Here is a 26,602-nt window from a genome sequence, read left to right as displayed (position 1 = left end):
GCTGATGATCTCGGTCACCTGACCGGCACCAACCGTACGTCCGCCTTCACGGATCGCGAAGCGAAGACCTTTGTCCATCGCTACAGGTACGATCAATTTCACGTTGATGGTGACATTGTCACCTGGCATCACCATTTCCCTTCCTTCTTCCAAGTTCACTTCTCCTGTCACGTCAGTCGTACGGAAGTAGAACTGAGGACGATATTTGTTGTGGAATGGAGTGTGGCGTCCACCTTCTTCTTTTTTCAGAACGTAGATCTCAGCCTTGAATTCAGTGTGAGGAGTGATAGAACCAGGCTTGGCGATCACCATACCTCTCTTGATATCTCCTTTGTCGATACCTCTGAGAAGAAGACCAACGTTATCACCGGCTTCACCTCTATCGAGGATCTTACGGAACATCTCTACTCCTGTAACAGTGGACTTCAACTTTTCTTCTTGCATTCCGAGGATCTCGACTTCTTCACCAGAATTGATGACTCCTGTCTCGATACGTCCAGTAGCAACAGTACCACGACCTGTGATAGAGAATACATCCTCTACAGACATCAAGAAGTCCTTATCTACTTCACGAAGTGGAATCTCGATCCAAGTATCTACAGCCTCCATAAGTTCGAGAACGGTCTTAGACCATTTCTCATCACCGTTGAGTGCACCCAGAGCAGAACCTTGGATGATAGGTGTGTTGTCGCCATCGTACTCATAGAAAGAGAGCAGTTCTCTGATCTCCATCTCTACGAGCTCGAGAAGCTCCTCATCGTCTACCATATCCACTTTGTTCATGAATACTACGATACGTGGAACTCCTACCTGACGTCCAAGAAGGATGTGCTCACGCGTCTGAGGCATGGGTCCATCAGTGGCTGCAACGACAAGAATAGCTCCATCCATCTGTGCAGCACCTGTCACCATGTTCTTTACATAGTCAGCGTGACCTGGGCAGTCAACGTGGGCATAGTGCCTGTTGGCTGTCTGGTATTCTACGTGTGATGTGTTGATCGTGATACCTCTTTCCTTCTCCTCAGGAGCGTTATCGATAGCATCAAAATCCTTCTTTTCAGAAAGACCTGCATTGGCCAACACAGTGGTGATGGCAGCAGTCAAAGTGGTCTTACCATGGTCAACATGACCGATGGTCCCAATGTTGACGTGTGGCTTTGAACGGTCAAATGTTTCTTTAGCCATTGCTGTTCGTTTTTATTCTTGTTGTTGTTTACTCTATTAAAAAAACTCTGTTGAGCCAATGACGGGAATTGAACCCGTGACCTCGTCCTTACCAAGGACGCGCTCTACCCCTGAGCTACATCGGCTGGTGCCAATCAAATAACCAGAGAGGCCTATATCATTCAATGACCCTTCAATTATGGTCAGGCTCATGGAAGATCCCGTTGGACCAACCTTTGAGCGGGAGACGAGATTCGAACCCGCGACCCTCAGCTTGGAAGGCTGATGCTCTACCAACTGAGCTACTCCCGCAATTTTGATTCAAGATTCCAGCATGAAGATTCAAGAGGTGTACTCTTTCATCTATATAGACCGGATTCGAATGAATCGTATTTCAAAACGTTCACATCCCGTTGGATGTTGATGTGGGGAGAGCAGGATTCGAACCTACGAAGGCGTAGCCATCAGATTTACAGTCTGACCTCGTTGACCGCTTGAGTATCTCCCCAATACCTATATGTGACTCGGTCACATCTGCTGTTCATACCCCTGAGGCGTTCCTCTAAAAGGGTTCGGGTCGAATGTAATTTCCGCCACTATCATGAACAATCTTACCCGAGCCGATGGAGGGACTCGAACCCACGACCTGCTGATTACAAATCAGCTGCTCTAGCCAGCTGAGCTACATCGGCTTGATTTTCAACCCTCTGGACATCGAAATTCCGTTGCATTCCGACTTACTCGCCCCAAAAAAGGACTGCAAATTTATCAAACTAAGTCCGAAGTCCAAATAGTCACTACGATTTTTACTCAACGGATCGTTCGTATCGGAAATGGAGAGTGTCTGAATTGAAAAGGACCCGGCCTTGATGACCGGGTCCTTTCTATAGGAACTATATGTTCTTTTGATCTGAAGTCAGGCAGTTTTCAGCTTGCCTTTACGCTTCAATAATTGTCTACGCAAGGCATCTACTGCCTCGTCCGTTGCTTCTTCGAAGGTCTTTGCCTGCTTCTTGGCAAAGAGATCCTTTCCGGGAATATTGAGTTTTATCTCTGTGATCTTATTGGTCAGTGTGTTGGTATTATCCAGTTTCAGAAAAACCTCACTGTCGATGATGTTGTCTTGGAATTGCTCCAACTTCTTCAACTTTCCTTTGATGAAGTCGATCAACTTGATATCGGCCGTGAAATGAACGGATCTTACTTCTACTTGCATATTCTATTCGTTTATGTGGTTAAACGTACGAGTCATCCTCTTGGATGCGATTTAGTGTGGATCTTCTTCAAGCGATCTATACTGTTATGGGTATAGACTTGAGTCGCGGCAAGATTTGCATGACCAAGAATCTCCTTGATGGACTGCAATTCTGCTCCGTTCTCCAGCATATGTGTAGCAAACGTATGTCTAAGAACGTGTGGACTCTTCTTGCTCAAAGTAGTCACACTACCAAGATATTGATTTACCCGTCTGTAGACAAATTTTGGATAGAGTTTCTGACCATTATCGAGTACCAATAGGTGGTCGGTCGCTCCGATTGTACTGTGTTTGGCCTCCAAATAGTCCTCCATGGTCTTTTTCAGCTCACGGGCGATAGGCACGAGACGCTCCTTGTTCCGCTTGCCGATGACCTTGATCTCATCTTGGCTGAAATCTGCCTCTTGGATACCTATGAGTTCTGATAGGCGAATCCCTGTGCTATACAGAAGCAACATCAAGCAGCGGTCTCTGAGTCCACTGAAGTCATCAGGAAACAGATCGGCATCCCAGAATAAGGAACGCATGCCTTCCTGTTCAACGAACTGAGGCAAGCGAGAAGGGGCTTTGGGAGTATGCAAGGTGGCTACCGGATTATCTACTCGGTATCCATTGCGTTTCAAGTAGCGATAAAAACTCCTCAGAGTGGAGATCTTGCGCTGCACGGTACGTACCGATAAGCCCTTATCCATCAGGTCGACCACCCAATTACGCACCCATTGTGCTTCGGCAGAAGTGATATCCAGTTCTGGACCGTAAGAATGAAGGTGTTCCTGGAATTGCTCGAGGTCCTTGGCATATGCCGCCACGGTATGCTCAGAGTAGTGTTTCTCTACGGAAAGGTATAGCAGGAATTCTGACTGCACATCAACAAAAAAGGCGAATGGATCGATCCATTCGCCTCATGAGCATAATTCTTTTCAGAAGATCACTCTTCATTCAGGCGCTTCTCATTGATGTAAGCGGCTTTCTTCATCTCTTCCCTACGGACAACTGAGTCCTTGGTATAGAATTGTCTTCTACGGAGTTCACGGATAACTCCGGTACGATCGAATTTCTTCTTGTAACGCTTGAGAGCTCTTTCGATGTTCTCTCCTTCTTTTACTGGAATGACAAGCATGTCGTCTCTTTCAATTAATGGGCTGCAAATTTATATCTTTTCTCTCAAATGACAAATCAGGAGAGGATCTGTCTTGAAATCACCAATTTCTGAATCTCTGAAGTCCCCTCTCCTATGGTGCACAATTTCGAATCCCGATAGAATTTCTCTACGGGAAACTCCTTGGTGTATCCGTAACCTCCAAAGACTTGGACAGCATCAGTAGATACTCTCACTGCCACCTCGGATGCATAGTATTTGGCCATGGCAGACTCCTTGGTCATCTTGACTCCTCGGTTCTTCATGTCACCCGCCTGGAATGTGAGTAATTCCGCTGCTTCTATCTGAGTGGCCATATCGGCCAATTTGAAACCTATCCCTTGAAATTCAGCAATGGGTCTACCGAACTGCTCTCTCTCCTTCGCATAAGCTCGCGAAGCTTCATAGGCCCCTTTAGCAATCCCGAGGGAAAGGGCGGCAATAGAGATACGTCCTCCATCCAGGATCTTCATGGCCTGAATGAATCCATCCCCGACATTGCCCAACACATTCTCTTCAGGTATACGGCAGTCCTCGAAGATGACCTCTGCGGTCTCAGAGCTGCGCATCCCTAATTTATCTTCTTTCTTACCGGCTTTGAGACCCGGAGTACCGCGCTCTATGACGAAAGCCGTCATACCGTGTGAATCCAGGAGCTCACCGGTGCGCACGATGGCCACGATCACATCTGAAGAAATCCCGTGAGTGATCCAGCATTTGGTCCCGTTGAGCACCCATTCATCGCCTTCTTTCTTGGCGGTGCATTTCATGCGCATGGCATCCGAGCCCGTATTGGGTTCGGTCAAAGCCCATGCTCCGATCCATTCTCCTGTCGAGAGTTTGGTGAGCCACTTCTGTTTCTGCTCCTCATTACCGAAGGTCATGATGTGGCCCGTGCAGAGTGAATTATGCGCAGCAACCGATAGACCTATAGATCCACAGACCTTGGCCACTTCAGTGATGGCAGTGATGTATTCCAGGTATCCGAAGCCTGCACCTCCGTATTCTTCAGGAACCAGAACTCCAAGAAGTCCCAGACCACCCAACTTCTTCATGACCTCTACTGGGAATTCTTGGGATTCATCCCATTCCATGAGACGTGGTCTTATCTCCTTATCTGCAAAGTCCCTCACCATCTGTGAGATCATGCGTTGATTCTCGTTCTGTTCAAATTTCATTGTTCAATGCGCTTAAGCGTAAGACACTATATTCTCGATTTCCGATGTGTACGGCTCCAACCTTTTGGTCCCTTCTAAGAAAGCCAATTCTACCAAGAATGTGAATCCGGCCACGTGTCCACCCTCCTGCAAGATGAGTTCAGCGGTAGCAGCTGCCGTACCTCCTGTTGCAAGGAGATCATCATGGATCATCACACGCATACCCTTGGTCACTGAGCCCTGGTGCATCTCTATCTCCGCACTCCCGTATTCCAGGTCATAGCTGTAGGAAACCGTGTGGTACGGGAGCTTTCCTTTCTTACGTACGGTAATGAAAGGAACTCCCAAACGTATCGCCAGGGGCATTCCGAAGAGGAATCCCCTGCTTTCTACCCCGGCAATGGCCTCTACCTTCATAGATCGACATCTATCTGCCAGTTCTTCGACCACATCATGACATAGTCGAGGGTCTTCCAAGACCGGTGTAATGTCCTTGAACATGATACCCGGCTTGGGGAAGTCAGGCACATTGCGAATGGCCCGTTCTACTCTATTTTCCAATGTCGTCAATGTGGTGGTCATCCAATCGGACGGCAATGTTACGGTCTTACTTCATCCTGACCAAGGACGTTGCCGGTTATTGTAGCTTATCTGATCGAATCGTAGAATTCCTGGGGTACGGTATAGCCCAATGAGCGGGCTTTGTCCGCATCCTGTCTGGCGGCTGCTTTGTCTCCCAGACCGCGATTGGCAATGGCCCGATTGTAATAGTAGTTGCTCTTCTGAGGATTCAAACGAATGGCCTGTGAGAAATCAGCATGGGCCTGCTTATAGCTGCTCTGCTGGGAATAGAGGTAGCCCCTGAACTCATACATATCATCCCTATCGGGAGCAAAACCGATGATCGTACTGACATCCGCTATGGCCTTGTCCAGTTGAAGCATATCCAGATAGGTCAAAGCACGATTGGAATAGGCGTCCAAAAAGTACCTGTCGATCTTAATGGCCTTGGATAGATCCTCTATAGCCTTGTCGTACTGTTTCTTCTTGGCGTAGATGGCCCCTCGGGCTGAAAGGGCTTTGGCATTGTCTGATTGAAGGGATAGCACCTTATCATATGCAGCGAGTGCCTCTTCATCCTGGCCCGCATCGAAATAGAGGTTGCCCTTATTAAGATGCGCATTGGGGTAGCTCGGATTACTGGCAATGGCCTGCTCGTAATCCTTCAATGCGATATCACGTTGACCTGCCCGTTTATAGGCAATTCCGCGGTTATTGTACGGTAAGGCCAGATAGGGGTTGAGACGGTCTTCGTACTGACCTTTTTCGATCACATCACTGAAAACGGTCACGCTATCTTGGAAACTCTCGACACGCGAGATACTGGACATGAGAAAAGGCACAGCCAGTATGAGCGGGAGATATTTCAGCCATGATTGTTTTTCTGCGCGGTTCAACGTGAACTGTATGAAACAGAAGAAGACCCCGAGAGCAGCCAGATACACATAGCGATCGGCCATGATCACATCTCTCACGGACATGATGGCAGTCATGGTGGTCAAGGCCACATTGACCAAGAAAAAGAGGATGCCGAAGACCAACCAGCGTTTCTCTCTAAGGTAGGCCTTCCATAGCCCGAATAATAGACCGATGACCAAGAAAGGGAAGAGATAGAAGTATGCTGGAACCTCTCCTTTGACGGGATAGGTATAGAAGAAGGAAAGGTCGATCGGGACAAAGAGCTTCACCACATACATACCTATGCTGTAAGATGCGAACACCACCCGGTCAGCGAATGAGAACTCGTAGATCTTCTGGGCGAGTTCATCACCTCCCGATGCCTGCAAGGTGACCACCCCGAATATCACCGATATCAAAAGCAGGGGTAGTTTATTGAACCATGTCTTCTTCTCGAATAGCGATTGCCCTTGGAGATAGTCCAGAGCCACAAGCACCACGGGTAGAACCACTGCTTGTTCTTTGCATAGACAACTGGCCAGAAAAGCGATGAAAGTGAGCACGTAGAACTTGCTCTTGCCGGTCTGTTTGAAGCGGATATAGGCCCACATGGAAACCAGGAAGAAGAGCGTATAGCTACCGATCTTCATCGAAGCGGCCAACCATGCCACCGATTCCACCTGCATGGGATGGACCCCGAATAGTAGCGCGAGAGCCGCAGCCGCATAATCATCTCTGAACAGTTGTCTGAATACTACGAAGACCATGAGCACACAAAGCACATGTATCAGCACACTGTAGGTGCGGACAGCAGTCGGGTCCCCATCCGAGATACGGAATACCTGTCCCATCAGGGTCATGGCCAAGGGAGAATACTGATTCATGTACTCCTCGCTGAATAGGGTTTCCACATCCATAGTGCGTAGGGGTACATTCTCTGTCACATATACATCGTCATCGTAGTTGATGTACTCGTTGTCATAGATGCCTTGAAAGGCAATGAGAGTAGCTATCAGCGGTAGGATGAGCCAAAGTGGTCTGGACTGGAATGCTGATAGCGCCTCAGACTTCTTCTTTTTCTTCGCAGCTTTCCGCTTAAGGTGTTTCTCCCGCCCCATTTCTGATCATTTGTTCGGTTCTGTCTTTGATGAAGAACATCGGTCTCCTGCGCACTTCATTATAGATACGCGCGATATATTCTCCGATCACCCCTAGACTCAACAAGGTGAATCCTCCAATGAAGAGCACTGAGACCAGAATGGAGGTCCATCCTGGCACCGCTCTACCCAGAGCAAATATGACCACCGCATAGATCCCATACGCAATGGAAAGGCTGCTGATGATGAGCCCCACGTAGAAGGAGATACGTAAAGGTTTTACGGAGAATGAGGTCACACCGTCCAGCCCGAAACGCAGCATCTTCCAGAAGGTGTATTTGGTCTTGCCGCTGAATCGTTCACCTACTTCGAATTCCACAATGCTCTGGTCGAATCCCATCCAACTGACCAAGCCTCTGGTGAATCTTTTGCGCTCGGGCATGGCGATCAAGGCATTCACCGCCTCTCGGGTCATCAATCTGAAATCGGCCGAGGCCGGCTCTATGGGTACGTCTGATAGGGCATTGATAAGGGTATAATACCACTTGGAGGTGAGTCGTTTCATGACTCCGGTCTTGGTAGAATCTATCCTCTTGGTATTCACGATGGCGTAGCCATTCTCGTGTTCTTCAAGCAGGTGTGGTATCACCTCGGGGGGATGTTGCATGTCACCATCCATGGTGATGACCACAGTACCTCTGGCATAGGACAATCCTGCAAACAATGCAGTCTGATGACCGAAATTCCTACTCAGACTTATACCCTGTACCCGGGTATCTTCTGCATGCAGGCTGGCCACCATTTCGAATGTTCCATCACTACTTCCATCGTCTGAGAATATCATCTCGAAGGATCGCTCCGGACTCCCTAATACTTCGACCAAGGCATCATACATCGGGCGGATGTTCCCTGCCTCGTTGTATACCGGAATGACTATGCTTATCTCAGGTTCCATAGCTGACAAGACCGTCTGACTCAGGAGCAAGTATACATTCTTGATAGGCAGTTGAATGATGTACGATCAAGGATCTATCACCATCAGATAGGGGGAAATCTTTTCGTAAAGTGATTCATCTATCAAATGGGACTTCAGAATATCTTCTACCGATCCATAGGGACCATGGACCTCGCGTATATTGAGAATGGAGTTGGCCACTTCTTTTTCGATATACGGATGTCGGACCAGGTCCTTCCATTCAGCCGAATTGATATCCAATCTGTCCATAGCCACACCTGACTCGATGGTCAATTTGCTTTTCAATTGATCAACGACTTCTGGGTGGTCTCTCAAGCCATAGACCTCTTTCAGTTGGTCGATGTGGGTGTACCCTCCCAATAGGTCACGATAGGATTGGATACGCTGGGCATAGACCGGACCGATACCGGGCAAAGCGATCAGGTCATCTGTGGAAGCGCGATTTAGATCGACAATGACTACGGTCTCTTCGTCTTCTAGCTCTGATTCTCCAAACTCAAGCTCAGAGTCCGTTTGTCGTGAAGCGACATAATCTACTTCCCTTGGTTCCTCTTTCTGGATACGGATATAGCCCTTGAGCCGGTCATGCATGAATTCGTTGACCACGTATAACTTCTGAAAATCCTCTGGATCATCGATCCTACCGCCCTTATCGAAATACCTCCGGATACTCTGAGCTTGTTTCTCGGAAAATCCCAAGGCTACGTATCCTTCGGTGTCCAGAGTATTGGGGTCGAAGATGAAAGGTTCGGACAGTGCTTTCTTGGTCGTTCTTGTAGATGCGTTCCGATAGGCGAAGGACTCGTCCTGCTCTGAGGTCTTCTCTTTCAAGGTCTTCAATAAGGCCCTCTCTTCAGCAGTGAGTTCTTGTTCAGGTAGAGGAAAGAAGTGATCTTGAAATGTCAGAATGGATATACAGGCAAGGATGATGACGACCAGTATGAGCACACCTCGCTGCTCGTACTCAGAAAAATCGAAAAAGTCCTTCCAGGGACTCGGCATCAGTCGTCTTTCTTCCGGATGGCACTTAGATATTTACCCAACTCCTCTCGGACCTTCGGAAATAGAAAGAAGAGACCGATCATATTCGGGAATACCAAGGCCAGGATCATGGCATCAGAGAACCCCCATACCGCACTCATATTAGCTGCAGCACCGATCACGATGAAAGTCAGGAAGAGGATCTTATAGCACAGATCAGCAGTTTTACTTCTACCGAAAAGATACATCCATGATTGCAGTCCGTAGTAGCTCCATGAGATCATGGTAGAGATGGCAAACAGAATGATGGCAATGGTCAAGAGGTACGGGAACCAAGAGATAGAATCAGCAAAGGCAAGAGATGTGAGCGTTGCACCTTCTACGGCCTGACCATCGATCACGACCTGACCCACTCCATACTCGAAATGGCCACCCATATTGTACATGATGATGACCAGCGCAGTCATGGTACAAATGACCACCGTGTCGATAAATGGCTCAAGGAGGGCAACCAGACCTTCTGACGCAGGGTACTTGGTCTTCACGGCAGAGTGTGCAATGGATGCTGATCCTGCTCCCGCCTCATTGGAGAATGCAGCTCGCTGGAATCCTACGATAAGGACACCGGCCAGACCACCGATCCCAGCTTGTGGGGAGAACGCCTCGGTAAATATCATCGCAAATGCATCATCGATGAATGAGAAATTCGAGAAGATGATGAACAGACAGGCCATGGCATAGATCAGTGCCATGAATGGGACCACCTTTTCCGTCACACTGGCGATACGCTTGATACCTCCTATGATGACGATTCCTACCACAACGGCTAGACCTATTCCGATCAGTGTTCCGCTATTCCCCGCGTCCATTCCAAGCAAGGAAGCGATCTGTAGGGCCGCCTGATTGGACTGGGCAGCATTTCCTCCACCGAAACTGGCTCCGATACATAGGAAGGCGAAGAGACCTGCAAGCACCTTGCCTGTGCCTGTGAATCCGCGCTCTTTCAATCCTTTGGACAGATAGTACATCGGTCCTCCGAAGACTTTACCTGTTGCATCCATATCCCGGTAGCGGACCCCGAGTGTACATTCCACGAACTTGGTACTCATACCGAGTAGCCCACATATGATCATCCAGAAGGTGGCACCTGGACCTCCTAGGGCGATGGCCAATGCTACACCCGCAATATTTCCTAGACCTACCGTACCTGATACGGCTGTAGCCAAGGCTTGGAAATGGCTTACCTCCCCATCTTGGGATTCATCCTTTATCGTGCGCGCGACATCTCCATCAGCGATGTTGACCTGCGCACGCTCATCAGCCGAATGATGATCGAGGTCATCGTACTTCCCTCTGACCACATTGATGGACAATGGGAACCTACGGATATTGATAAATGAGAAATACACTGTGAAGAAGGCCGCACCGCAGACCAGCAGGATCACTACAAAAGGAATCTCATGCCCAAAAACCGGGACCGTGAAAAGTACGATGGACTGCCAAGCATTAGAGATCGGTGTGAACCATTCATTGATACGCTCATCGAGACCCATTTCCTGAGCCTGTTCCTGTGCAAAAAATGAAATAGGAGTAAATAGGAATAGCCCTAGTACAGCTGCAATTCTATTCATCATACATTGAATATTTCCGTTCGGTCGAAGGTGTGGATTTCTTAGACAAGCCGACAATATAGGCATTCTACATATTGCTGGATTTCAGAGCGGAAGCTGCTCATCGATGAGAGCCAGACCCTCTTCCAGTGTCCTTGGTCGATAGTCCAGATCCCTCCGTGCTTTGTCCAGAATGAAACCGGTGTGTGGTGGTCTTGCTGCCGGCTGGCCCAAAGAAGCCGTATCGATCTCCTGGATGTGTTCCGTAGGAAATCCGTAATACTGCCCAATGCGCTTGACTATGTCTATAACTGCCATAGTCTCAGGTCCGGCCAAGTGATAGATCCCAGTGCACCCTTGCTCGATGATAGCCCAGCAACCAAGAGCCAGATCTTCAGCCAAAGTAGGAGCACGGAATTGGTCGTGGACGATCTTCATATCACCGCCCTCGGCCAACGTCTGACGTGCCCAGAGGACGATGTTACTCCTACTCATGTTCTCCCCTACTCCGTAAAGGATTATCGTACGGGCGATGGACCAATCCGTATGGGCCGATCGGATGATCGCTTGTTCTGCATCGTACTTGCTTTGGGCATAGACACTCAATGGATCAGGATCATCTGTCTCCCTGTAAGGACCATCTTTTCCATTGAACACAAAATCGGTGGATACCTGTTGCAGATGGACTCCGTGTTCCAAACAAGCGCTTAAAAGATTCTTCACCCCATCCACATTGATGCTCCTGCACTTCTCCACTTCACTTTCACACTGGTCGACCAAGGTCATAGCGGCCGTATTGATGACGGCAGTCGGGGAGAAAGAGCTGAATATCTCATGCACCGCTTCGCGAGAAGTGATGTCCAAGGGTGTGTAAGAATATCCTTGCGTAGAAGAGATCCGATTCTCCCCCAGAGATGTGGCCAACAGCTCGACCTCGGACTGATTTCTCAGCAATGCGACCAATTTCTGGCCAAGGAGCCCATTCGATCCAGTCAATAGAATGCGATGCATCTTGAAAGATTAGTGAACGGGCAAGAATAAGTAAATCAAAGCTCCCAGATGGTACTCTGCTTCTTGCTGAGTTTGAAGTGCTCTTTGTGGCGAAGTACAAAGGCCGCGATGAGATATAGGAATATAGGGGATCCAAAGGTGATGAACGAGAGATAGATAAAGGACAATCTGATGTTCTCGATCTTGATGCTCATCTTATCGCCCATCCAAGCACACACCCCGAAGGCGTGCTTCTCATGCATGGTCAATATGTCATCCAGATACTTTTTCATCTCCTCTCAATAATTCTTGCCCGATAGCGCAATCCAGACATCGTTTTTGATCACAGAAACTCATCTTCTGTTGTAATAACGCTTGACTATCCATCGCGTTGCCTACTTCAACCCCACTTTGCTTCCAGTTGCGAATGATGCGATTGTCCTCTGCAGCTATCTCCTCTAGCAAAGATAAAGCAGATTCACGATACCCGACCTCATCGGAATATACGCCATAGGCATAGCGAAGAGGCCCGATTATATTGATCGCTATCCTGTCCTTCAACGAAGCTCCGATCGATCGTTTTCGCTGAGTACTCTTGCGTCCAAGTCCTATATGTTCACGCCAGTATCCACCCAGGCTGACAGACATCGTCTTCAGAATAGACTCTAAGTCAGACTCGAGAACTGTGGTCAGCAAAGAGTCTTGGTTCTGAATCAGCTCTGCAAATTGAACGATGCGTATCTGAGGTGCTGAGGATGGTCTGATCCGTGCCGCTCTCCACTCCACCTTGTCCATCGGTATCAGACCATATTTCGATTTTAGGAAAAGATATTCTGCAAGCAGTTGCTGCGTATGATCATCTACAAATAATTCATCACCTTCTAAGAATCCCGCTTGACCGAGATACATGGCCTGCATTTGCATACCATTATCTGCGTGTTTACGGACCACTGCTAAAGGCACCTTGGAAGCTAAATGCTCGAATGGGGCGGCATTCACTTTAGAACCCATGACCCGGGCCAAGGTCCTGTAGGCCAATTCTTCCCAGTCACCTTCCAGAGACTTCAACTGATCTATTAGGCCTGCTGCCTTGGCGGCAAGCCGCTCTACTGCCATACGCTCTTTGAGAACGGTCCATTTGAAGGGATCCACTCGATGGATCAATTGCGCACAAGGAATCCATCTCTTACTCTGAATGAAGCGCTCATAATCCCGAAAATGCTCCTCGTCCACATAGGGTTCGAGGGAGAGTGTGGGTAGAGTACTTCCGTGTGTGTTGACAACTGATCGGTCTGCGTGAATGACGACATGCAGTATGACATTGTCGTAGGCCCTATCCTGAGAATGCCCATGTGCCAGCCAATCAGAAGCTTTGAAGTGTATCTCGACCGATCCCACCCATTGCCTCTCACCAATGCGGATATGTGCATTCAAAAAATCTGGACCTGCATGATGATTGGGAAAGCCAGGATGTTCGATAAGGACGGGATCACCCTCGGTAGTGGAAAGATCGGTGGTGTCGAATAGACCGTATCTCCAGAGATAGTGGATGTATTTTTCGGGAATCCTCTCCACAGGTAGTGTTTGGTCCTACAAATCTAGAATGTCGAGGTGAGATGATTCTCAATCCATCAACTCGGACATCTGCGATGCAATAGCGCGTGCAGCATCAGCTGCAGCTTGCGCAAAATCGAAGCCAGAAGAAGCGAATATGATCCCTCTACTCGAATTGACCAAAAGCCCAACAGTATCCTCTTGCGCCCCGTATTCATACACTGAACGTAGATCACCTCCCTGTGCACCTACTCCTGGAACGAGTAGAAAATGCTCTCCGGCTGCCTTACGTACCTGAACTAACTGAGACCCTCGAGTGGCCCCTGCTACGAACATCATCTCATCCGGACCCGACCATTCTTTGGCTTTTTCCATCACCTGTAGATATAAGTCAGGCTCTCCGTGCCCCTGGAAATCGCTGGAGCCGTGATTGCTGGTCAAAGCAAGGAGGATGACCCACTTATTCTCAAAACCCAAGAACGGACGCACCGAATCTTCCCCCATGTAAGGTGCCACAGTAACAGCATCACAGTCCATCTGCTCGAAGAAGGCCTTGGCATATCGTTGTGAGGTGTTCCCGATATCTCCACGTTTGGCATCCGCAATGATGAACTGATCCGGATACTGCTCATTCAGATAGTTCACAGTCTTGCTCAGTTGTTCCCAACCCCAAGCACCGTGACACTCATAAAAGGCCGTATTGGGTTTGAAGGCCACACAATATTCGGCCACAGAATCAATGATCGATCTATTGAATTCGAAGATCCAATCCTCTTTCTTCAATAGTTCTGGGTAGACCTTGGTCTCGTCCGGATCGAGTCCGACACATAGAAAACTGCGCTTCTGCTTGATCTGCGATATCAATTCCAGCCTATTCATGCGTCTTCACCTACTTTCAATTTCTCTGAATTCTCAGCAATACGCAGAGACTCGATGATCTCCGATAGATCACCATCCATGACTGAAGAAAGGTTGTACAATGTGAGGTTGATCCTGTGGTCTGTGACTCTTCCTTGGGGGTAATTGTAGGTGCGGATCTTTGCACTGCGATCACCGGTGGACACCATGCTCTTGCGGATCTTACTTTCTTCTTCTAGGCGCTTCTGGAGTTCCATCTCATAGATACGGGAACGGAGCACCTTCAATGCTTTGTCGTAGTTCTTCAATTTGGACTTCTCGTCCTGACATTGGACCACAATGCCTGTAGGTAAGTGCGTGAGCCGGATGGCACTGTAGGTGGTATTGACTGATTGTCCTCCGGGTCCGGAAGAACAGAACTCATCCCTACGTATGTCATTGATATCCAGGTCTATGTCGAATTCATCAGCCTCGGGCATGACGATGACCGTGGCTGCTGATGTATGGATACGGCCTTGGGTCTCGGTCTGAGGCACACGCTGTACCCGGTGTACACCTGCTTCGAACTTGAGTTCTCCATAGGCTCCAGCACCATTGACATTGAAGATCACTTCTTTATACCCTCCGGCTGTTCCTTCGTTGTAATCCACCATTTCTATGGAGAATCCTTTGTTGGAGATGTACTTGCTATACATGCGAAAGAGATCCCCAGCAAATATGCTGGCCTCATCTCCACCGGTACCGGCCCGAATCTCCATGACGGCATTCTTATCATCTTCTGGGTCTTTGGGTACAAGAAGAATCTTGACCTCTTCATCCATAGCGGCTCTTCGGGTCTCCAATTCATCGAGTTCGGCCTTGGCCATGGCCTTGAATTCCTCATCCTTCTCGTTGGCGATCACTTCTTTGGCGGAGTCGATATTGGAAAGGACATTCGCGTATTCCTCGTGGGCTTTGACTATCGGCTCCAAATCCTTGTACTCTTTCATGAGTCGGGTATATCGACTCATATCGGAGATGATGGTCGGATCCACGATGAGCTTGGCCACTTCTTCATGACGCTCGACAATGGCCGATAATCTGCTCAATAGATCCTTGGACATGATTCAATGATAGGTGAATTCACCGTAAGGGGAACGTATGGTCAATTTCTTGGAATCCGAGGACTCTACCCTTCCGATGATCTTGGCCTCTACACTGAACGACCGAGCGATGTCGATGATGTCCTCTGCGAATTCTTCTGGGAGATACACTTCCAAGCGATGACCCATATTGAACACCTTGTACATTTCCTTCCAATCTGTGCCGGATTCCTGCTGGATGAGCGAGAATAGAGGAGGCACATCGAATAGGTCGTCTTTTATGATATGCAGGTCCTCGATGAAATGAAGCACTTTGGTCTGAGCTCCACCACTGCAGTGTACCATACCATGTATCTGCGATCGGTAGGTCTTCAGCATCTCAGCTACTATGGGTGCATAGGTACGGGTAGGGCTTAGTACCAGTTTTCCTGCATCCAGTGGGCTGTTATCTACAGCATCGGTAAGTTGTTTTGTACCGGAGTAGACCAGGTCCTCAGGAACGAGTGGATCGAAGGTCTCTGGATATTTCTCCTTGAGATAGGAACCGAACACATCATGTCTGGCTGAAGTGAGTCCATTACTACCCATTCCCCCATTATACTCGGTCTCGTAAGAAGCTTGGCCAAAAGAAGAAAGGCCCACTATCACATCCCCTTGAGCGATATTGGCATTGTCTATCACCTCTGCCCTTTTCAATCGAGCGAACGCGGTAAAGCCAACATCCAGCGTGCGCACGATGTCTCCTACGTCTGCCGTCTCACCTCCTGCCAATGTGATACCGACCCCCAGAGCGCGCAACTCTTGGATCAGCGCGTCAGTGCCTTGTATCAGATGCTTGATCACCGAACCTGGAATAAGATTTTTATTCCTACCGATGGTCGAAGACAGTACGATGTTGTCGACTGCACCTACACATATCAGATCATCCAGATTCATGACCAGGGCGTCCTGAATAATACCTTTCCATACCGAATCATCACCGGTCTCTTTCCAATATGCGTAGGCCAATGACGGTTTGGTGCCTGCGGTGTCTGCATGCATGATGTTACAGTAGGCATCATCTCCTCCCACTAGGTCAGACAGGATCTTACAGAAAGCCTTGGGATAAAGACCCTTGTCCAGACCTTTGATGGCTTCATGCACATCTTCTTTGCCCGCACTTACACCTCTGGCGTTATATCGGATATCTTCTGACATCTATCAGGTATGATGGATTGCTCTACAAAGAAAAAATCCTACGATGGGAATCACCGTAGGACTTTTACAATGCTGTTGAAAACCTAGTTAGGGACGTAGTCCCAACTCAGTACTTTGAAGACCGTTCTTCTGTTCTTCTGATGTGCTGCTTCACGCTCATCAGCAGGAAGGGCATTGATCTCAGCATCTGAAATACGCAGTTTGGTCTCACCATACCCTTTGGCCTTCATACGTGCAGGGTCGATTCCCTTAGAAGCGAGATAATCCACACAGGATTGAGCCCTTCTCTCAGACAGGGTCTGATTAGCACTAGCGCTTCCTCTTGAATCGGTATGTGCTGCTAGTTCGATGATGATGGTCGGGTTGTCTACCAAGGTCTGATAGAGGTAATCCAATGAATCCTTGGACTCAGGTCTAAGCGTATACTTACCGAGATCATACTGCACTTCTGGGAACTCGATCTCCTCTACTGCGGTACTTTGGATGAAGAATTCTTTGACAAAAGTGGTCGATTCATCATCCAATCCGACTGTGCTGATATTGTCTTTGGCTACGAGGTACTCTACTTTACCGACTTCGATCGCATAGTTGACATTCGGGTTGATGTAACGTTCCTCTCCATTGGCATCGAATACAAAGGCTCCGTTGGCATCTGAAAGAGCCTCAAATGAACTTCCATCGGATCCAGCTACTTTGACATATGCTCCTTCGATAGGGAATTGACCGTCTTTGTCATACACTACACCTTGGAAGGCAAATACCACTTCAGGAAGACTGAAACTGTAGATGTCATCCTTTCCTTTCCCACCGATCCTATTGGATGAGAAGTAGCCTCTTTCGAAGTCTCCTTCATAAACGATCCCGTAGTCATCAGAAATAGAATTGATCGGAGCTCCCATATGGGATACATTACCCCATTCATTGTCTCCGGTCTTTTCTGCCATGAAGATGTCCAGACCTCCCATACCTATGTGCCCATTAGAAGCAAAGTACAGATTGCCATTGTTCCGCACATGAGGGAACATCTCATCTCCAGAGGTATTGACAGAGGATCCTAGGTTGACGGGCGAGCCCCATGAGTTGCTTGCGTCATTGTAGACGGTGTACCAAAGGTCTTTTCCTCCTTGACCACCTGGTAGGTCAGAAGCAAATAGCATGACTTTCCCATCTGGGGTCAGTGCAGGATGCCCTACCGTGTGTCCCTCTTGTTCTTTGGTCTTCAGGGGAACTTGTTTGGGCTCACCCCACTTATCATCTACCATGTTGGATACCCAGATGGCACAACCGAGGTTGTCATCCTTATCACACCGTGTGAAATACATGCGCTGCCCGTCCTTGGTCAGCACTGCTGCACCTTCATGATCATAGCCATTCACTCCTTGTGGTAATCGTTCAGGTTCGCTCCACTTCCCTTTGGTGTCACGTGTGGTCCTGAAGATGTCTTCATAGCTTTCTCCTGTGCGCTTGAACTCATCAATACCTGTAGAACCCAATCGTGAAGAGGTGAAGTAAATGGTGTTCCCTTCCTCTCCAACAATCGTAGGTGCGACATCATAGAACTCTGAATTGATCATCACCAGATTATCGACTTCGTGTCGAGTGACCTGTTCATTCTTCTCTTGTGCCAATTCGATGGAGGACTCTGCCTCAGCTGCCAGAGAAGGGTCGCCTCCTTTCTCTTGGTACTTTTCCAATTCTTCTTGAGCCTCTTTCATTCTGCCCTGGGCCTGGAGTGATTTGGCCAGATAATAGTAGGCCATGGGATCATCATGACGGGCTTTGATCGCCCTCCTATACCAGACCTCGGCCTGTACATGATCATTGACCATTCTATAGGATTCTGCTACCATGTAGATGAGGGCAGCTTTATCATCCGCTGATTTCTCCTGACTGTAGGCTTTCTTGTAGAGATCGATGGCGGTGTAGTACCCTTCTTTAGCGAAATAATGATCTGCTTCGTCCTTGGCACCGAAGGCCTCATCTTGGGATTGCATGTGCAGAGGTGAACCCAATATCAATGCGATACAGAGGGGCCAGAAGAATTTTCCTTGCATAGGTTTTCTCATTTCAATGATGTGCTAAAGTAAGTAAATATCGATTCTTGATCAGCTCGAAGCATGCGTACTCTTGCCATGCTGACGGTGATGGTCTTAAGGTGCTTTCTGGAATTCGTAGTCTTCATATCTCAGCATGTAGCTGAAGCGATTCTCCCAACCTCCGCTATCTGTCTTCCGCATAATGAATCCACTGCATAGTCCTTCTCTCCGTAAGCGATCCTGTCGGTCGAGGAATTCAGGCCCATACATCATCAATCCTTCTATGTAGAATTTGGTGAGGTCATAGGCGATAAGCGCATAGCCACTGGAGCTCGGAATGGAGTTGAATTCATCGTGATAGGTCTTCACGAAGTCTATGACGTTGTCACTTTCCCAATCGATGAATGTGCTGGAAGGTATATGCAGATCCACCCGGTCCAATACGTCCACATCTAGATTGTCATATTTCATCCAGCTTTCGAGCCCGTAGAGTGTGATCTCCAGATCCCTATACTCTGTCATGGCGAGATGGGAGATAAGATCCGTAATGGACGGCCGGTGCTCGACTGGAAAAATCAAGACATTGGGACCTTCGACATCCATCATCTCGATCAATTTGCTCTTGTTCTTCCTATCCCAACGTATCGTTCTCAGACTGTCGGTCATATTCATCGAGGTCGTATCCTTATACCACACATCTTCGACCTGATTGTGCCATGACCGAATGTCTCCGCCAATCAAGATGACGTTTTCTCCCTCATGATGGGCTCGAACATGGTCCAACATCGACCCTATCATAGTGAGATCCGAGGTCTTCACACGGGCTACTTTCTCATTTCGAGATGAGTTTATATCCAAACTCGCACTCAAGGGTGAGGCCCGGAATACCTTGCGCATATCCTTGTCGTTGGACATCATTTCAAAGGACTCCTTATGCAGAGGTCCAATGATGAAGTCCAGATCTTCGATATCGCTACTTCTCAAGACCTTTTCTACCGAAGACCTGTTGTTGCTCACATCCTTGACTACGACATTGGCACTGAGTCCATATCTGCTCAATTCATCCATTCCGATCCTGAATCCGCGGTAGAATTCATAGGCGATATCGGTCATTTTCATGATATCGTCTGGTTTTCTGAATAGAACACGATCAGTAGAATCCGAACTGGATAAGGTAAAAGGTAGCAGTAGGCCTAGATTCATCTGCAATCGTGGATTGCGCTCCAGTTCCAATGTACTTTCGAGGGTATCTTCTTCGAGTGTGAGTTGAGAAGAATCGAATCCATCGGTATATCGTGGGATACGAAGGGTCATTCCTGCACGCAGACCTTCCTCCAAGCCTCCATTCACCGCTCTGATAGAGTCGATACTCACTTCATAATTCTTGCTCAGACTATACAGGGTCTCTCCCGGTATGACCTCGTGGTGCAACAAGCTGTCCTTGACGGCAGGTGTAGTGAAATCCTCATCCACCTGGGCCGAGATGGTAGGAATACGTATGAGGGATCCTTTTTTCAGTCCATCCTTCTCGAGACCCGGATTTGCTTCAAGAATAGCATTGATCTCCACCCGATATTTCTTGCTGAGAGAATAGAGTGTTTCCTTCTTAGCGACCTTGTGCACCAATAGATTCCCTTCGAGGGTAGGACTTTTCTTGGCCTGTTTCCTATTGACCTTTCGAATCGGAATGAAGACCTTCTGCCCGATGCTCAGATTCTGTTCCGCTTCCGGATTCATTTCGAGCAAATCAGGAATATCTATCGCATACTGTTTGCTGATGCCATACAGCGTGTTGCCTTTTTCCACCACATGGAGATAGCAGGCCTCACCATCATGAATCACCTTGGTCTGTGCACTCAGATTGACGACACATATAAGACCGAATATGACAAGAAGTGTTCTCACTCCCACTCGATGGTTGCAGGGGGTTTGGAGCTGATATCATAGACCACCCGATTGACCCCTTTTACTTTATTGATTATCTCATTGGATACAGAAGCGAGGAAATCATATGGCAGGTGACACCAATCTGCCGTCATGCCATCAGTGCTTGTGACCGCACGTAAGGCCACCGCTTGCTCATAGGTTCTTTCATCTCCCATTACACCTACTGATCGCACTGGAAGCAGGATGGCTCCAGCTTGCCAAACCTCATCATATAATCCTTTTTCTTTCAAGCCTCGAACGAAGATATGATCGACTTCTTGCAAAAGGCGTACCTTTTCTTCTGTGATATCCCCGAGGATACGTATCGCCAAGCCCGGACCAGGAAATGGATGACGACCGAGCAACTCTTCATAGAGGCCTAAAGAAAGCCCCACTTTTCGCACTTCATCCTTGAAGAGAGAACGCAAGGGCTCGACCACCTTCAACTGCATGAAATCAGGCAGACCTCCCACATTGTGGTGGGACTTGATAGTAGCAGATGGCCCTTTGACCGAGACCGACTCTATCACATCGGGATAGATGGTTCCCTGGGCCAACCATTTAACTTCGGGCATAGTACTGGCCTCCTTGTCGAAGACTTCAATGAATACCCTGCCGATGATCTTTCGCTTCTCTTCTGGATCGGAGACTCCATGTAAAGCTTGATAGAATTGATCAGAAGCATCGACACCACGGACATTCAGTCCTAGTCCTTCATAGGAATGAAGCACGGACTCGAATTCACCTTTACGCAATAGACCATTGTTCACGAATATCCCATGTAATCGATCTCCTATCGCACGATGGAGCAGCATAGCAGCCACAGATGAATCCACACCTCCAGAGAGACCAAGAATGACATGCTCGTCACCCAGTTCCTCTATTAGGTGATCCACTGTAGTTTCAACAAAGGACTCTGGATTCCAGCTCGAATCACAATCACATATGTCATGCACGAAATTCCGGAGTATCTGCATGCCATCTGTGGTATGGAAAACCTCTGGATGGAATTGAATACCGAACCATGAGCGGTCTTTGAATTGATACCCTGCATTTATGACATCGGCCGTACTGAATATCAATTCACAGTCCTTCGGTAGCTCCGAGATAGTATCTCCATGGCTCATCCACACCTGAGATTCGACCTCCACACCGGCACTCAACGGACTTTCATCCAGTATCGAGGAAAGGCGGGCTCTTCCATACTCCCGTATTTCGGATGGCAGGACTATTCCACCGTAATTCTGTGCAAGCAATTGTGCTCCGAAACAGATGGCCAGTACAGGGATTTCCTCCAGAGCTTTCAAATCCACTGATGGAGCTTCCTTATCATGAACAGAAAAAGGACTACCTGAAAGGACTACTCCTTTATACTGGGAAAAGTCCAATTGTTGATTAAACGGATGGATCTCGCAGTAAACGTTTGCCTCTCTGATGCGTCTTGCTATCAGTTGGGTGTATTGGCTTCCGAAATCCAATATGAGAATCTGGTCGTGCATGGGGCGCAAATATACTCTTGTACTCAGGCGATGGAGATGGACTCTGGAAGTGTTTCAGAACTCGATTGAAGAATATATGAACATGCGGTTAAATCCCTCTTATTGAATGCCTAGTACCATTAAATCGGTATATTTTTGCAACTGCTAGCATGAAACTGACCCGTACGATAATCTATTCTATTCTAGGACTGTCCTTGACATGTTCATTTACGGGTTACTCACAGCTGAATGTCACGACAGTCAATACGGATTACACGATCAACTTTGACGCCACTGTTCCGAATGTGAATGTTGGCGCCTTTGATGGATCGGGGCTTTTTCCCTTTCCGGCCGCTGGAAAACTGAATTCAAATGCTTGGGAAATCCTCGGAATGAGCGATCCAGGGGGAACATATGGGGGCTTCTGGAATTCTGGAGATTATGCTCGGGGAATTGTAGTTTCTACCAACCCTACCACAGGTGGTATCTACGCTTATTCGGGAGGTGGTCCTACCGGCAGGGCGCTCGGTATCCAACCGACCGATCTTGATATGACCCCTGGAAGCATCGAATTGCGCTGCATCAATAATACCGGACAGATCATACATACCGTAGACCTCGACTACGAACTCTTCTACAGGAATTGGAGTATCAATGCACCCAATGATCGCGCCAACACATTCAATGGAATTCTCCGAACAGAGAATATGGGCACGTACACCGATTTGACCGGAGGACAAGTAGGTCCTGCAACCCTTCAATTCACCTCGCCCGGTATGAGGACCAATACGACTCTTGTCCAAGTCCCAATGACATACTCCTTCAGCGGGGTGGCCATTGAACCTGGAGAATATTTCTACATCCGCTGGGAGACAGATGACTTCTCAGGAGGGGGAGACCGAGACGAATTCGTGATTGACGATATCGTCATCAATGTACAGGCAACCGATTCTCTTGTCTTCTATACACAGAATACCGGAGTGCAGAGCAGTACCGTTGGAAGCAGCACGACCGTCCAATGGTCGACCCTACCAGTAGGAAATGTGACTTATAGGATGTTCCCTTTCCAAGACTCCTCTTCCTTGATCATTCAATCTCCTCATATTGTAGAATACATAGGTGCTGGATCTGGAGCCACTTTCAAGAATCTCATCGTGGAGAATGGCGCACAATTGATGTCGGATGATGATGGTTTCACCGGCTTTCTGCGCTATCTATATCTCCATGGTGATATCACCTGCGATGGTGAGATAGGAAATGGCGCAGGCACCAATGTAGGTACCGGAATTGGATTTGATTTCGAACCGGGATCGCATAGCATCAAAGGCACTGGAACTTTCAATTGTGCCCGTATCAGAAAGAGCAATGTAAACAGTCTGGCCGGGGTGTGTGATCTCACCTTCGACATGGACGTATCCATTCACTGGAATGCCAATGGACTGTACAATGACCGTCCAAACCTGGACGGTGGATCCAATCATTTCAATATCATCATCTCGCCTGGGGTAACGGTCAACGTCATGGGTGACATGGGTATTGATGGCTCGAACCCTATCAGTGGCTTCCACAATGCGGGAGGATCTGTCTGGGTGGGTGGTACGCTCAATGTGGCCGATGCATACTACTTGATGACCAATAATGGGAATCCACTAGTGCCTGTTAGCATCACCGTTGCCTCAGGAGGGGTATTCGATGTAGGATACTTTGCTTCCAACGGCAGTGGAAACGCAGGACATACTCTTATCGCAGAACCTAATAGCCTCATCGAGATTTCCGATAGGAGCGCGGGAGGTCAGACTTGGTTGAACAACAGTTTCACCAATAACTCTTTCGACCTCCAGCCCAATTCCACGATACGGTATTCCATGGCCAATAATCAACCAGTACTTCAAGGACTCTCCTATGAAAACCTGATTGTGACGGGTAGTGGGTTCAAATCCGTCTTGCCCGCGTCAGGAGATCTGGTGGTACATGGAGATCTGACCATAGGAGGCTCAGCCGTACTCAACCCGAATAATCAGGACTTAGTAGTCAGCGGCAGTTGGACTAATTATCTTGAAGGAGGATTCACCGATCCGGGAGTCGAAGTCCTTTTCGACAATGCTACTGGAAATACAACAATTTCATGTGGAGGTACCGAACTTTTCGACCACGTGATATTCGGATCGAACTGCGGGACCGAAGTGACCAATACGCGTACCTACGAGAATGACTGGCAGCGTGGTGATGGGAACAATGGATTCTTCGGCAACTGGGAACTCAACGTTACGAGCGGTGATGAGAATGAGAACGGGCATTTTATCGGGGATTCTACTACCAACGGTGATGGAGACAACACCGGTGATGGGGATCTAGGAAATAATGTCATCTCAGTATACGCCAACAATGGAAATACTGCATCCGCTGTTCTTCCGTTTACCCAAAGCATGTCTACAGGATCTTCTTTCTCCATTCAAATGGACAATGGAGGAATCGACCCCGGAGGAACGGTAGGATTTGGCCTACAGAATGCAAGTGATGAGAATCTCTGGGAATTCTATTTTCTAGGTGGAGATGCCAGCTATACCGTGAATGCATCGGGCGGTCCAAGTGCTACTACCCTCCCATATACCGATGAAGGGTTATCTGTAGACATATCGATGACCGGACCGAACACCTTTGACGTGACTGTCACCCTCTTTGATGGTGGAGCAACTTGGACAGGGAGCAGCACCTTGATCAACCCTCCTGGAGGGCAGATTCCCTCACAACTCCGAGTGTTCAATTACAATGCCGGTGCAGGTACACCCAACGACACTTATTTCAACTACATCACGCTCTGCCATGGACCTGGCACGATCGACCTGAATACCGATGTGGATGGCTATGGTCCTATGGAGCTCTATTGTAGGGTGAATCTAAATGGGAACGATGTGCTCTTCAGAAACCCCCCATTGACCTTAGGGCCTAATGAAGAGAGTTATTTCGTCAGTGAAGACATATTGCATCAAGGGACCATCAGTGCAAGCATCAATTCGTATTCCCTACCGGTGACATTCCCTTTTGGAACAGATGATGACATCCCCATCTATACAGAATTCGACCTGAATTCCGGAAATGCCGGTGTTGTGACCATGGCCACATATCGGACTCCTGCCAACAACCTCCCTTGGCCGAGTGCCCCTACTGCGGTCAATAACCTTAATTCGACTACGGGACTGTTACCTGATAACCGAGATGCCACAGCAGACCGTTTCTGGTCCATTACGAGCACCAATTCTGTCTTTGATGCAAATATGACCTTGAGTATCACCGATAGCGAATTACCTATCAGCCCCTATGATAGCCCTATCAGTCTGGTGGCTCAACGCTATGATGAGAATATCGCCAGTGGAAGTTGGAGACCACCACTTATTGGTCAGTCTTCGGTTGGCGGGACCTTCTCGGCCAATACGATCAGTGTCTTCGTCCCCAATGTCACCCAACTCAGTCCTTGGGCAGTGGCCAGTATCCCATCCCCACTGCCTGTAGAATTACTCTCATTTGAAGGTGACGCAGTCAAAGAAGGGATAGAACTCACATGGAGTACCGCAACGGAAGTAAACAACTCCGGATTTGCTTTGAGGAGATTCACAGAATCCCAAATAGAGAAGGAGATCGCCTTCATCCCTGGCAATGGCAATTCCAGTGCCCCACTTGAATACCGGCACATCGACCCAGAACCTGAATATGGCTGGAACTACTACCGCCTTTTCCAGTATGACTATGATGGGACCATCCACGATGAAGGACTGGTGAGCGTATGGTGGGATGGTGAGTCTGCAGATCAAGGCTATGAATATCAATGGGTCAATGGTGGCCTGTTGATCCAGAATATGCATGACCGTTCTCTCGGTGATATCTCCCTCTATGATGCCACAGGAAAACTGCTCTATAGTCAGCGCGAAGCTGATAGCCGTTGCTTGATTCCGATTCCTCGGACTGGAGGCGTGTATATACTACACCTCTTGCAAGAAGGAAAACACTTCACGGAGCGATTGGTCGATATCAGACCTTGACCTCTTTCAATCGAGCATCCAGAAGACCGAGAATTTCGTCCTACCCACTTTCGATCGGAGCCTACAGTCTCGCGTCCGCTTGGTTAGATAGACTATTTTCATTCCACCATCATCTTAAGTGGAGCATCTTCCACAACAAAGCGGAACTTCTTACGCGACAGGACCTCATGACACAAGAACTTATTTTTTCCGAGTCTTCGGTTTTCTCAGGTGTAGTCCCGTCTTGGAACTACTACCGATCTAGCAGTGTCTGTCAATTCATCGAGTCAGTTGCGTACCGTAAACTCTGGATCCAAGATCGTTGTCATAGTCTACCCGTATAATTAACTTGATATCAGGTTGTTAGAATTCTGAAAGCATCCGAGATATATCCGTCCTGACCTGATTTTCCTTGCAGTGAATCTAGCATTCACTACTAACATCATACGATATCAACCCATTCAGCGCCACTCAGATATCTTACCTGGATTTGAGGGATTACGGGTATGAGAGAAAATGGATCGGAACGGGAGTTGAATTCATCTACAGTAAAATGTTAAATGAAATTCTCTCAACTCATGCAGACACGCGTTCGCCTAATACTTGAAGGATTTGCTGGAAGGATATCC

Annotated in this window: 20 protein-coding genes and 4 tRNA genes; 1 reads left to right on the top strand and 23 read right to left on the bottom strand. The window is 48.1% G+C overall.

Features of this window, described 5'->3' with window-relative positions:
* The 23 genes from tuf to guaA all read right to left on the bottom strand — a co-directional run.
* Positions 1-1,185, bottom strand: a 1,185-nt coding sequence (gene tuf, locus HKN79_02495) for an elongation factor Tu (protein ID NNC82418.1), incomplete at its 3' end; no start/stop codon positions are given.
* 53 nt (positions 1,186-1,238) lie between these two features.
* Positions 1,239-1,310: transfer RNA gene (locus tag HKN79_02490), tRNA-Thr, on the bottom strand.
* Positions 1,311-1,403: 93 nt separating this feature from the next.
* Positions 1,404-1,476 (bottom strand) — tRNA-Gly (locus tag HKN79_02485).
* 114 nt (positions 1,477-1,590) lie between these two features.
* Positions 1,591-1,672, bottom strand: a tRNA-Tyr gene (locus HKN79_02480).
* A gap of 110 nt (positions 1,673-1,782) precedes the next feature.
* Positions 1,783-1,856, bottom strand: a tRNA-Thr gene (locus HKN79_02475).
* 224 nt (positions 1,857-2,080) lie between these two features.
* Positions 2,081-2,380 carry a ribosome-associated translation inhibitor RaiA gene (gene raiA / locus HKN79_02470; GenBank protein NNC82417.1) on the bottom strand — a complete coding sequence of 100 codons (300 nt, stop codon included), beginning with the start codon at positions 2,378-2,380 and terminating at the stop codon, positions 2,081-2,083.
* Between the two features lie 32 nt (positions 2,381-2,412).
* Entirely contained in the window at positions 2,413-3,285 is an 873-nt protein-coding gene (locus HKN79_02465) for a tyrosine-type recombinase/integrase (GenBank protein ID NNC82416.1), read from the bottom strand.
* A gap of 62 nt (positions 3,286-3,347) precedes the next feature.
* Complete coding sequence (locus tag HKN79_02460; GenBank protein NNC82415.1) at positions 3,348-3,539, bottom strand: 30S ribosomal protein S21; 192 nt, start codon at positions 3,537-3,539, stop codon at positions 3,348-3,350.
* Between the two features lie 56 nt (positions 3,540-3,595).
* The gene (locus HKN79_02455; GenBank protein ID NNC82414.1) at positions 3,596-4,735 is read right to left on the bottom strand and encodes an acyl-CoA dehydrogenase; all 1,140 of its coding nucleotides are present in this window, start codon (positions 4,733-4,735) and stop codon (positions 3,596-3,598) included.
* 12 nt (positions 4,736-4,747) lie between these two features.
* Positions 4,748-5,296 (bottom strand): adenine phosphoribosyltransferase, encoded by a 549-nt coding sequence (locus HKN79_02450; protein NNC82413.1) that lies wholly within the window; start codon positions 5,294-5,296, stop codon positions 4,748-4,750.
* Positions 5,297-5,361: 65 nt separating this feature from the next.
* On the bottom strand, positions 5,362-7,290 hold the full coding sequence (locus HKN79_02445) for a tetratricopeptide repeat protein (protein ID NNC82412.1): 1,929 nt from the start codon (positions 7,288-7,290) through the stop codon (positions 5,362-5,364).
* Positions 7,268-8,224, bottom strand: coding sequence for a glycosyltransferase family 2 protein (locus HKN79_02440; GenBank protein ID NNC82411.1), 957 nt, complete (start codon positions 8,222-8,224; stop codon positions 7,268-7,270). The genes HKN79_02445 and HKN79_02440 overlap by 23 nt, the downstream gene beginning before the upstream one ends.
* Positions 8,225-8,290: 66 nt before the next feature.
* A complete protein-coding gene (locus HKN79_02435; protein ID NNC82410.1) occupies positions 8,291-9,247 on the bottom strand; it encodes a hypothetical protein in 957 nt (318 codons plus the stop codon).
* Entirely contained in the window at positions 9,247-10,857 is a 1,611-nt protein-coding gene (locus tag HKN79_02430; protein ID NNC82409.1) for an alanine:cation symporter family protein, read from the bottom strand. The genes HKN79_02435 and HKN79_02430 overlap by 1 nt, the downstream gene beginning before the upstream one ends.
* Positions 10,858-10,941: 84 nt before the next feature.
* Positions 10,942-11,847, bottom strand: a complete 906-nt coding sequence (locus HKN79_02425; GenBank protein ID NNC82408.1) for an NAD(P)-dependent oxidoreductase — start codon at positions 11,845-11,847, stop codon at positions 10,942-10,944.
* Between the two features lie 35 nt (positions 11,848-11,882).
* A complete protein-coding gene (locus HKN79_02420; protein NNC82407.1) occupies positions 11,883-12,089 on the bottom strand; it encodes a PspC family transcriptional regulator in 207 nt (68 codons plus the stop codon).
* A gap of 10 nt (positions 12,090-12,099) precedes the next feature.
* On the bottom strand, positions 12,100-13,401 hold the full coding sequence (locus tag HKN79_02415; GenBank protein ID NNC82406.1) for a DUF2851 family protein: 1,302 nt from the start codon (positions 13,399-13,401) through the stop codon (positions 12,100-12,102).
* 48 nt (positions 13,402-13,449) lie between these two features.
* Entirely contained in the window at positions 13,450-14,259 is an 810-nt protein-coding gene (gene pyrF, locus HKN79_02410) for an orotidine-5'-phosphate decarboxylase (protein ID NNC82405.1), read from the bottom strand.
* A complete protein-coding gene (prfA, locus tag HKN79_02405) occupies positions 14,256-15,341 on the bottom strand; it encodes a peptide chain release factor 1 (protein NNC82404.1) in 1,086 nt (361 codons plus the stop codon). The genes pyrF and prfA overlap by 4 nt, the downstream gene beginning before the upstream one ends.
* Before the next feature lie 3 nt (positions 15,342-15,344).
* On the bottom strand, positions 15,345-16,517 hold the full coding sequence (locus HKN79_02400) for a phosphoribosylformylglycinamidine cyclo-ligase (protein NNC82403.1): 1,173 nt from the start codon (positions 16,515-16,517) through the stop codon (positions 15,345-15,347).
* An 83-nt stretch (positions 16,518-16,600) separates the two neighbouring features.
* Entirely contained in the window at positions 16,601-18,583 is a 1,983-nt protein-coding gene (locus HKN79_02395; protein ID NNC82402.1) for an OmpA family protein, read from the bottom strand.
* Positions 18,584-18,667: 84 nt separating this feature from the next.
* A complete protein-coding gene (locus HKN79_02390; GenBank protein ID NNC82401.1) occupies positions 18,668-20,458 on the bottom strand; it encodes a LysM peptidoglycan-binding domain-containing protein in 1,791 nt (596 codons plus the stop codon).
* Complete coding sequence (gene guaA, locus HKN79_02385; protein NNC82400.1) at positions 20,455-21,978, bottom strand: glutamine-hydrolyzing GMP synthase; 1,524 nt, start codon at positions 21,976-21,978, stop codon at positions 20,455-20,457. Before guaA ends, HKN79_02390 begins: the two co-directional genes overlap by 4 nt.
* A 149-nt stretch (positions 21,979-22,127) precedes the next feature.
* Between guaA and HKN79_02380 the strand changes: the two genes are divergently transcribed.
* Positions 22,128-25,994 carry a T9SS type A sorting domain-containing protein gene (locus tag HKN79_02380; protein ID NNC82399.1) on the top strand — a complete coding sequence of 1,289 codons (3,867 nt, stop codon included), beginning with the start codon at positions 22,128-22,130 and terminating at the stop codon, positions 25,992-25,994.
* Positions 25,995-26,602: the final 608 nt, after the last annotated feature.

The organism is Flavobacteriales bacterium (assembly GCA_013001705.1).
Classification (GTDB): Bacteria; Bacteroidota; Bacteroidia; order Flavobacteriales_D; family JABDKJ01; genus JABDLZ01.
Note: the sequence above shows the minus strand (reverse complement) of the source record. Positions and strands in the feature narration are given on the sequence as shown.

Bases quoted from the DNA above. Each gene is read 5' to 3' on its own strand.
- raiA (NNC82417.1), bottom strand. From the start codon at position 2,380: ATGCAAGTAGAAGTAAGATCCGTTCATTTCACGGCCGATATCAAGTTG.
- HKN79_02460 (NNC82415.1), bottom strand. From the start codon at position 3,539: ATGCTTGTCATTCCAGTAAAAGAAGGAGAGAACATCGAAAGAGCTCTC.
- HKN79_02455 (NNC82414.1), bottom strand. From the start codon at position 4,735: ATGAAATTTGAACAGAACGAGAATCAACGCATGATCTCACAGATGGTG.
- HKN79_02450 (NNC82413.1), bottom strand. From the start codon at position 5,296: ATGACCACCACATTGACGACATTGGAAAATAGAGTAGAACGGGCCATT.
- HKN79_02445 (NNC82412.1), bottom strand. From the start codon at position 7,290: ATGGGGCGGGAGAAACACCTTAAGCGGAAAGCTGCGAAGAAAAAGAAG.
- HKN79_02440 (NNC82411.1), bottom strand. From the start codon at position 8,224: ATGGAACCTGAGATAAGCATAGTCATTCCGGTATACAACGAGGCAGGG.
- HKN79_02435 (NNC82410.1), bottom strand. From the start codon at position 9,247: ATGCCGAGTCCCTGGAAGGACTTTTTCGATTTTTCTGAGTACGAGCAG.
- HKN79_02430 (NNC82409.1), bottom strand. From the start codon at position 10,857: ATGAATAGAATTGCAGCTGTACTAGGGCTATTCCTATTTACTCCTATT.
- HKN79_02425 (NNC82408.1), bottom strand. From the start codon at position 11,847: ATGCATCGCATTCTATTGACTGGATCGAATGGGCTCCTTGGCCAGAAA.
- HKN79_02420 (NNC82407.1), bottom strand. From the start codon at position 12,089: ATGCATGAGAAGCACGCCTTCGGGGTGTGTGCTTGGATGGGCGATAAG.
- pyrF (NNC82405.1), bottom strand. From the start codon at position 14,259: ATGAATAGGCTGGAATTGATATCGCAGATCAAGCAGAAGCGCAGTTTT.
- prfA (NNC82404.1), bottom strand. From the start codon at position 15,341: ATGTCCAAGGATCTATTGAGCAGATTATCGGCCATTGTCGAGCGTCAT.
- HKN79_02400 (NNC82403.1), bottom strand. From the start codon at position 16,517: ATGTCAGAAGATATCCGATATAACGCCAGAGGTGTAAGTGCGGGCAAA.
- HKN79_02395 (NNC82402.1), bottom strand. From the start codon at position 18,583: ATGAGAAAACCTATGCAAGGAAAATTCTTCTGGCCCCTCTGTATCGCA.
- guaA (NNC82400.1), bottom strand. From the start codon at position 21,978: ATGCACGACCAGATTCTCATATTGGATTTCGGAAGCCAATACACCCAA.
- HKN79_02380 (NNC82399.1), top strand. From the start codon at position 22,128: ATGAAACTGACCCGTACGATAATCTATTCTATTCTAGGACTGTCCTTG.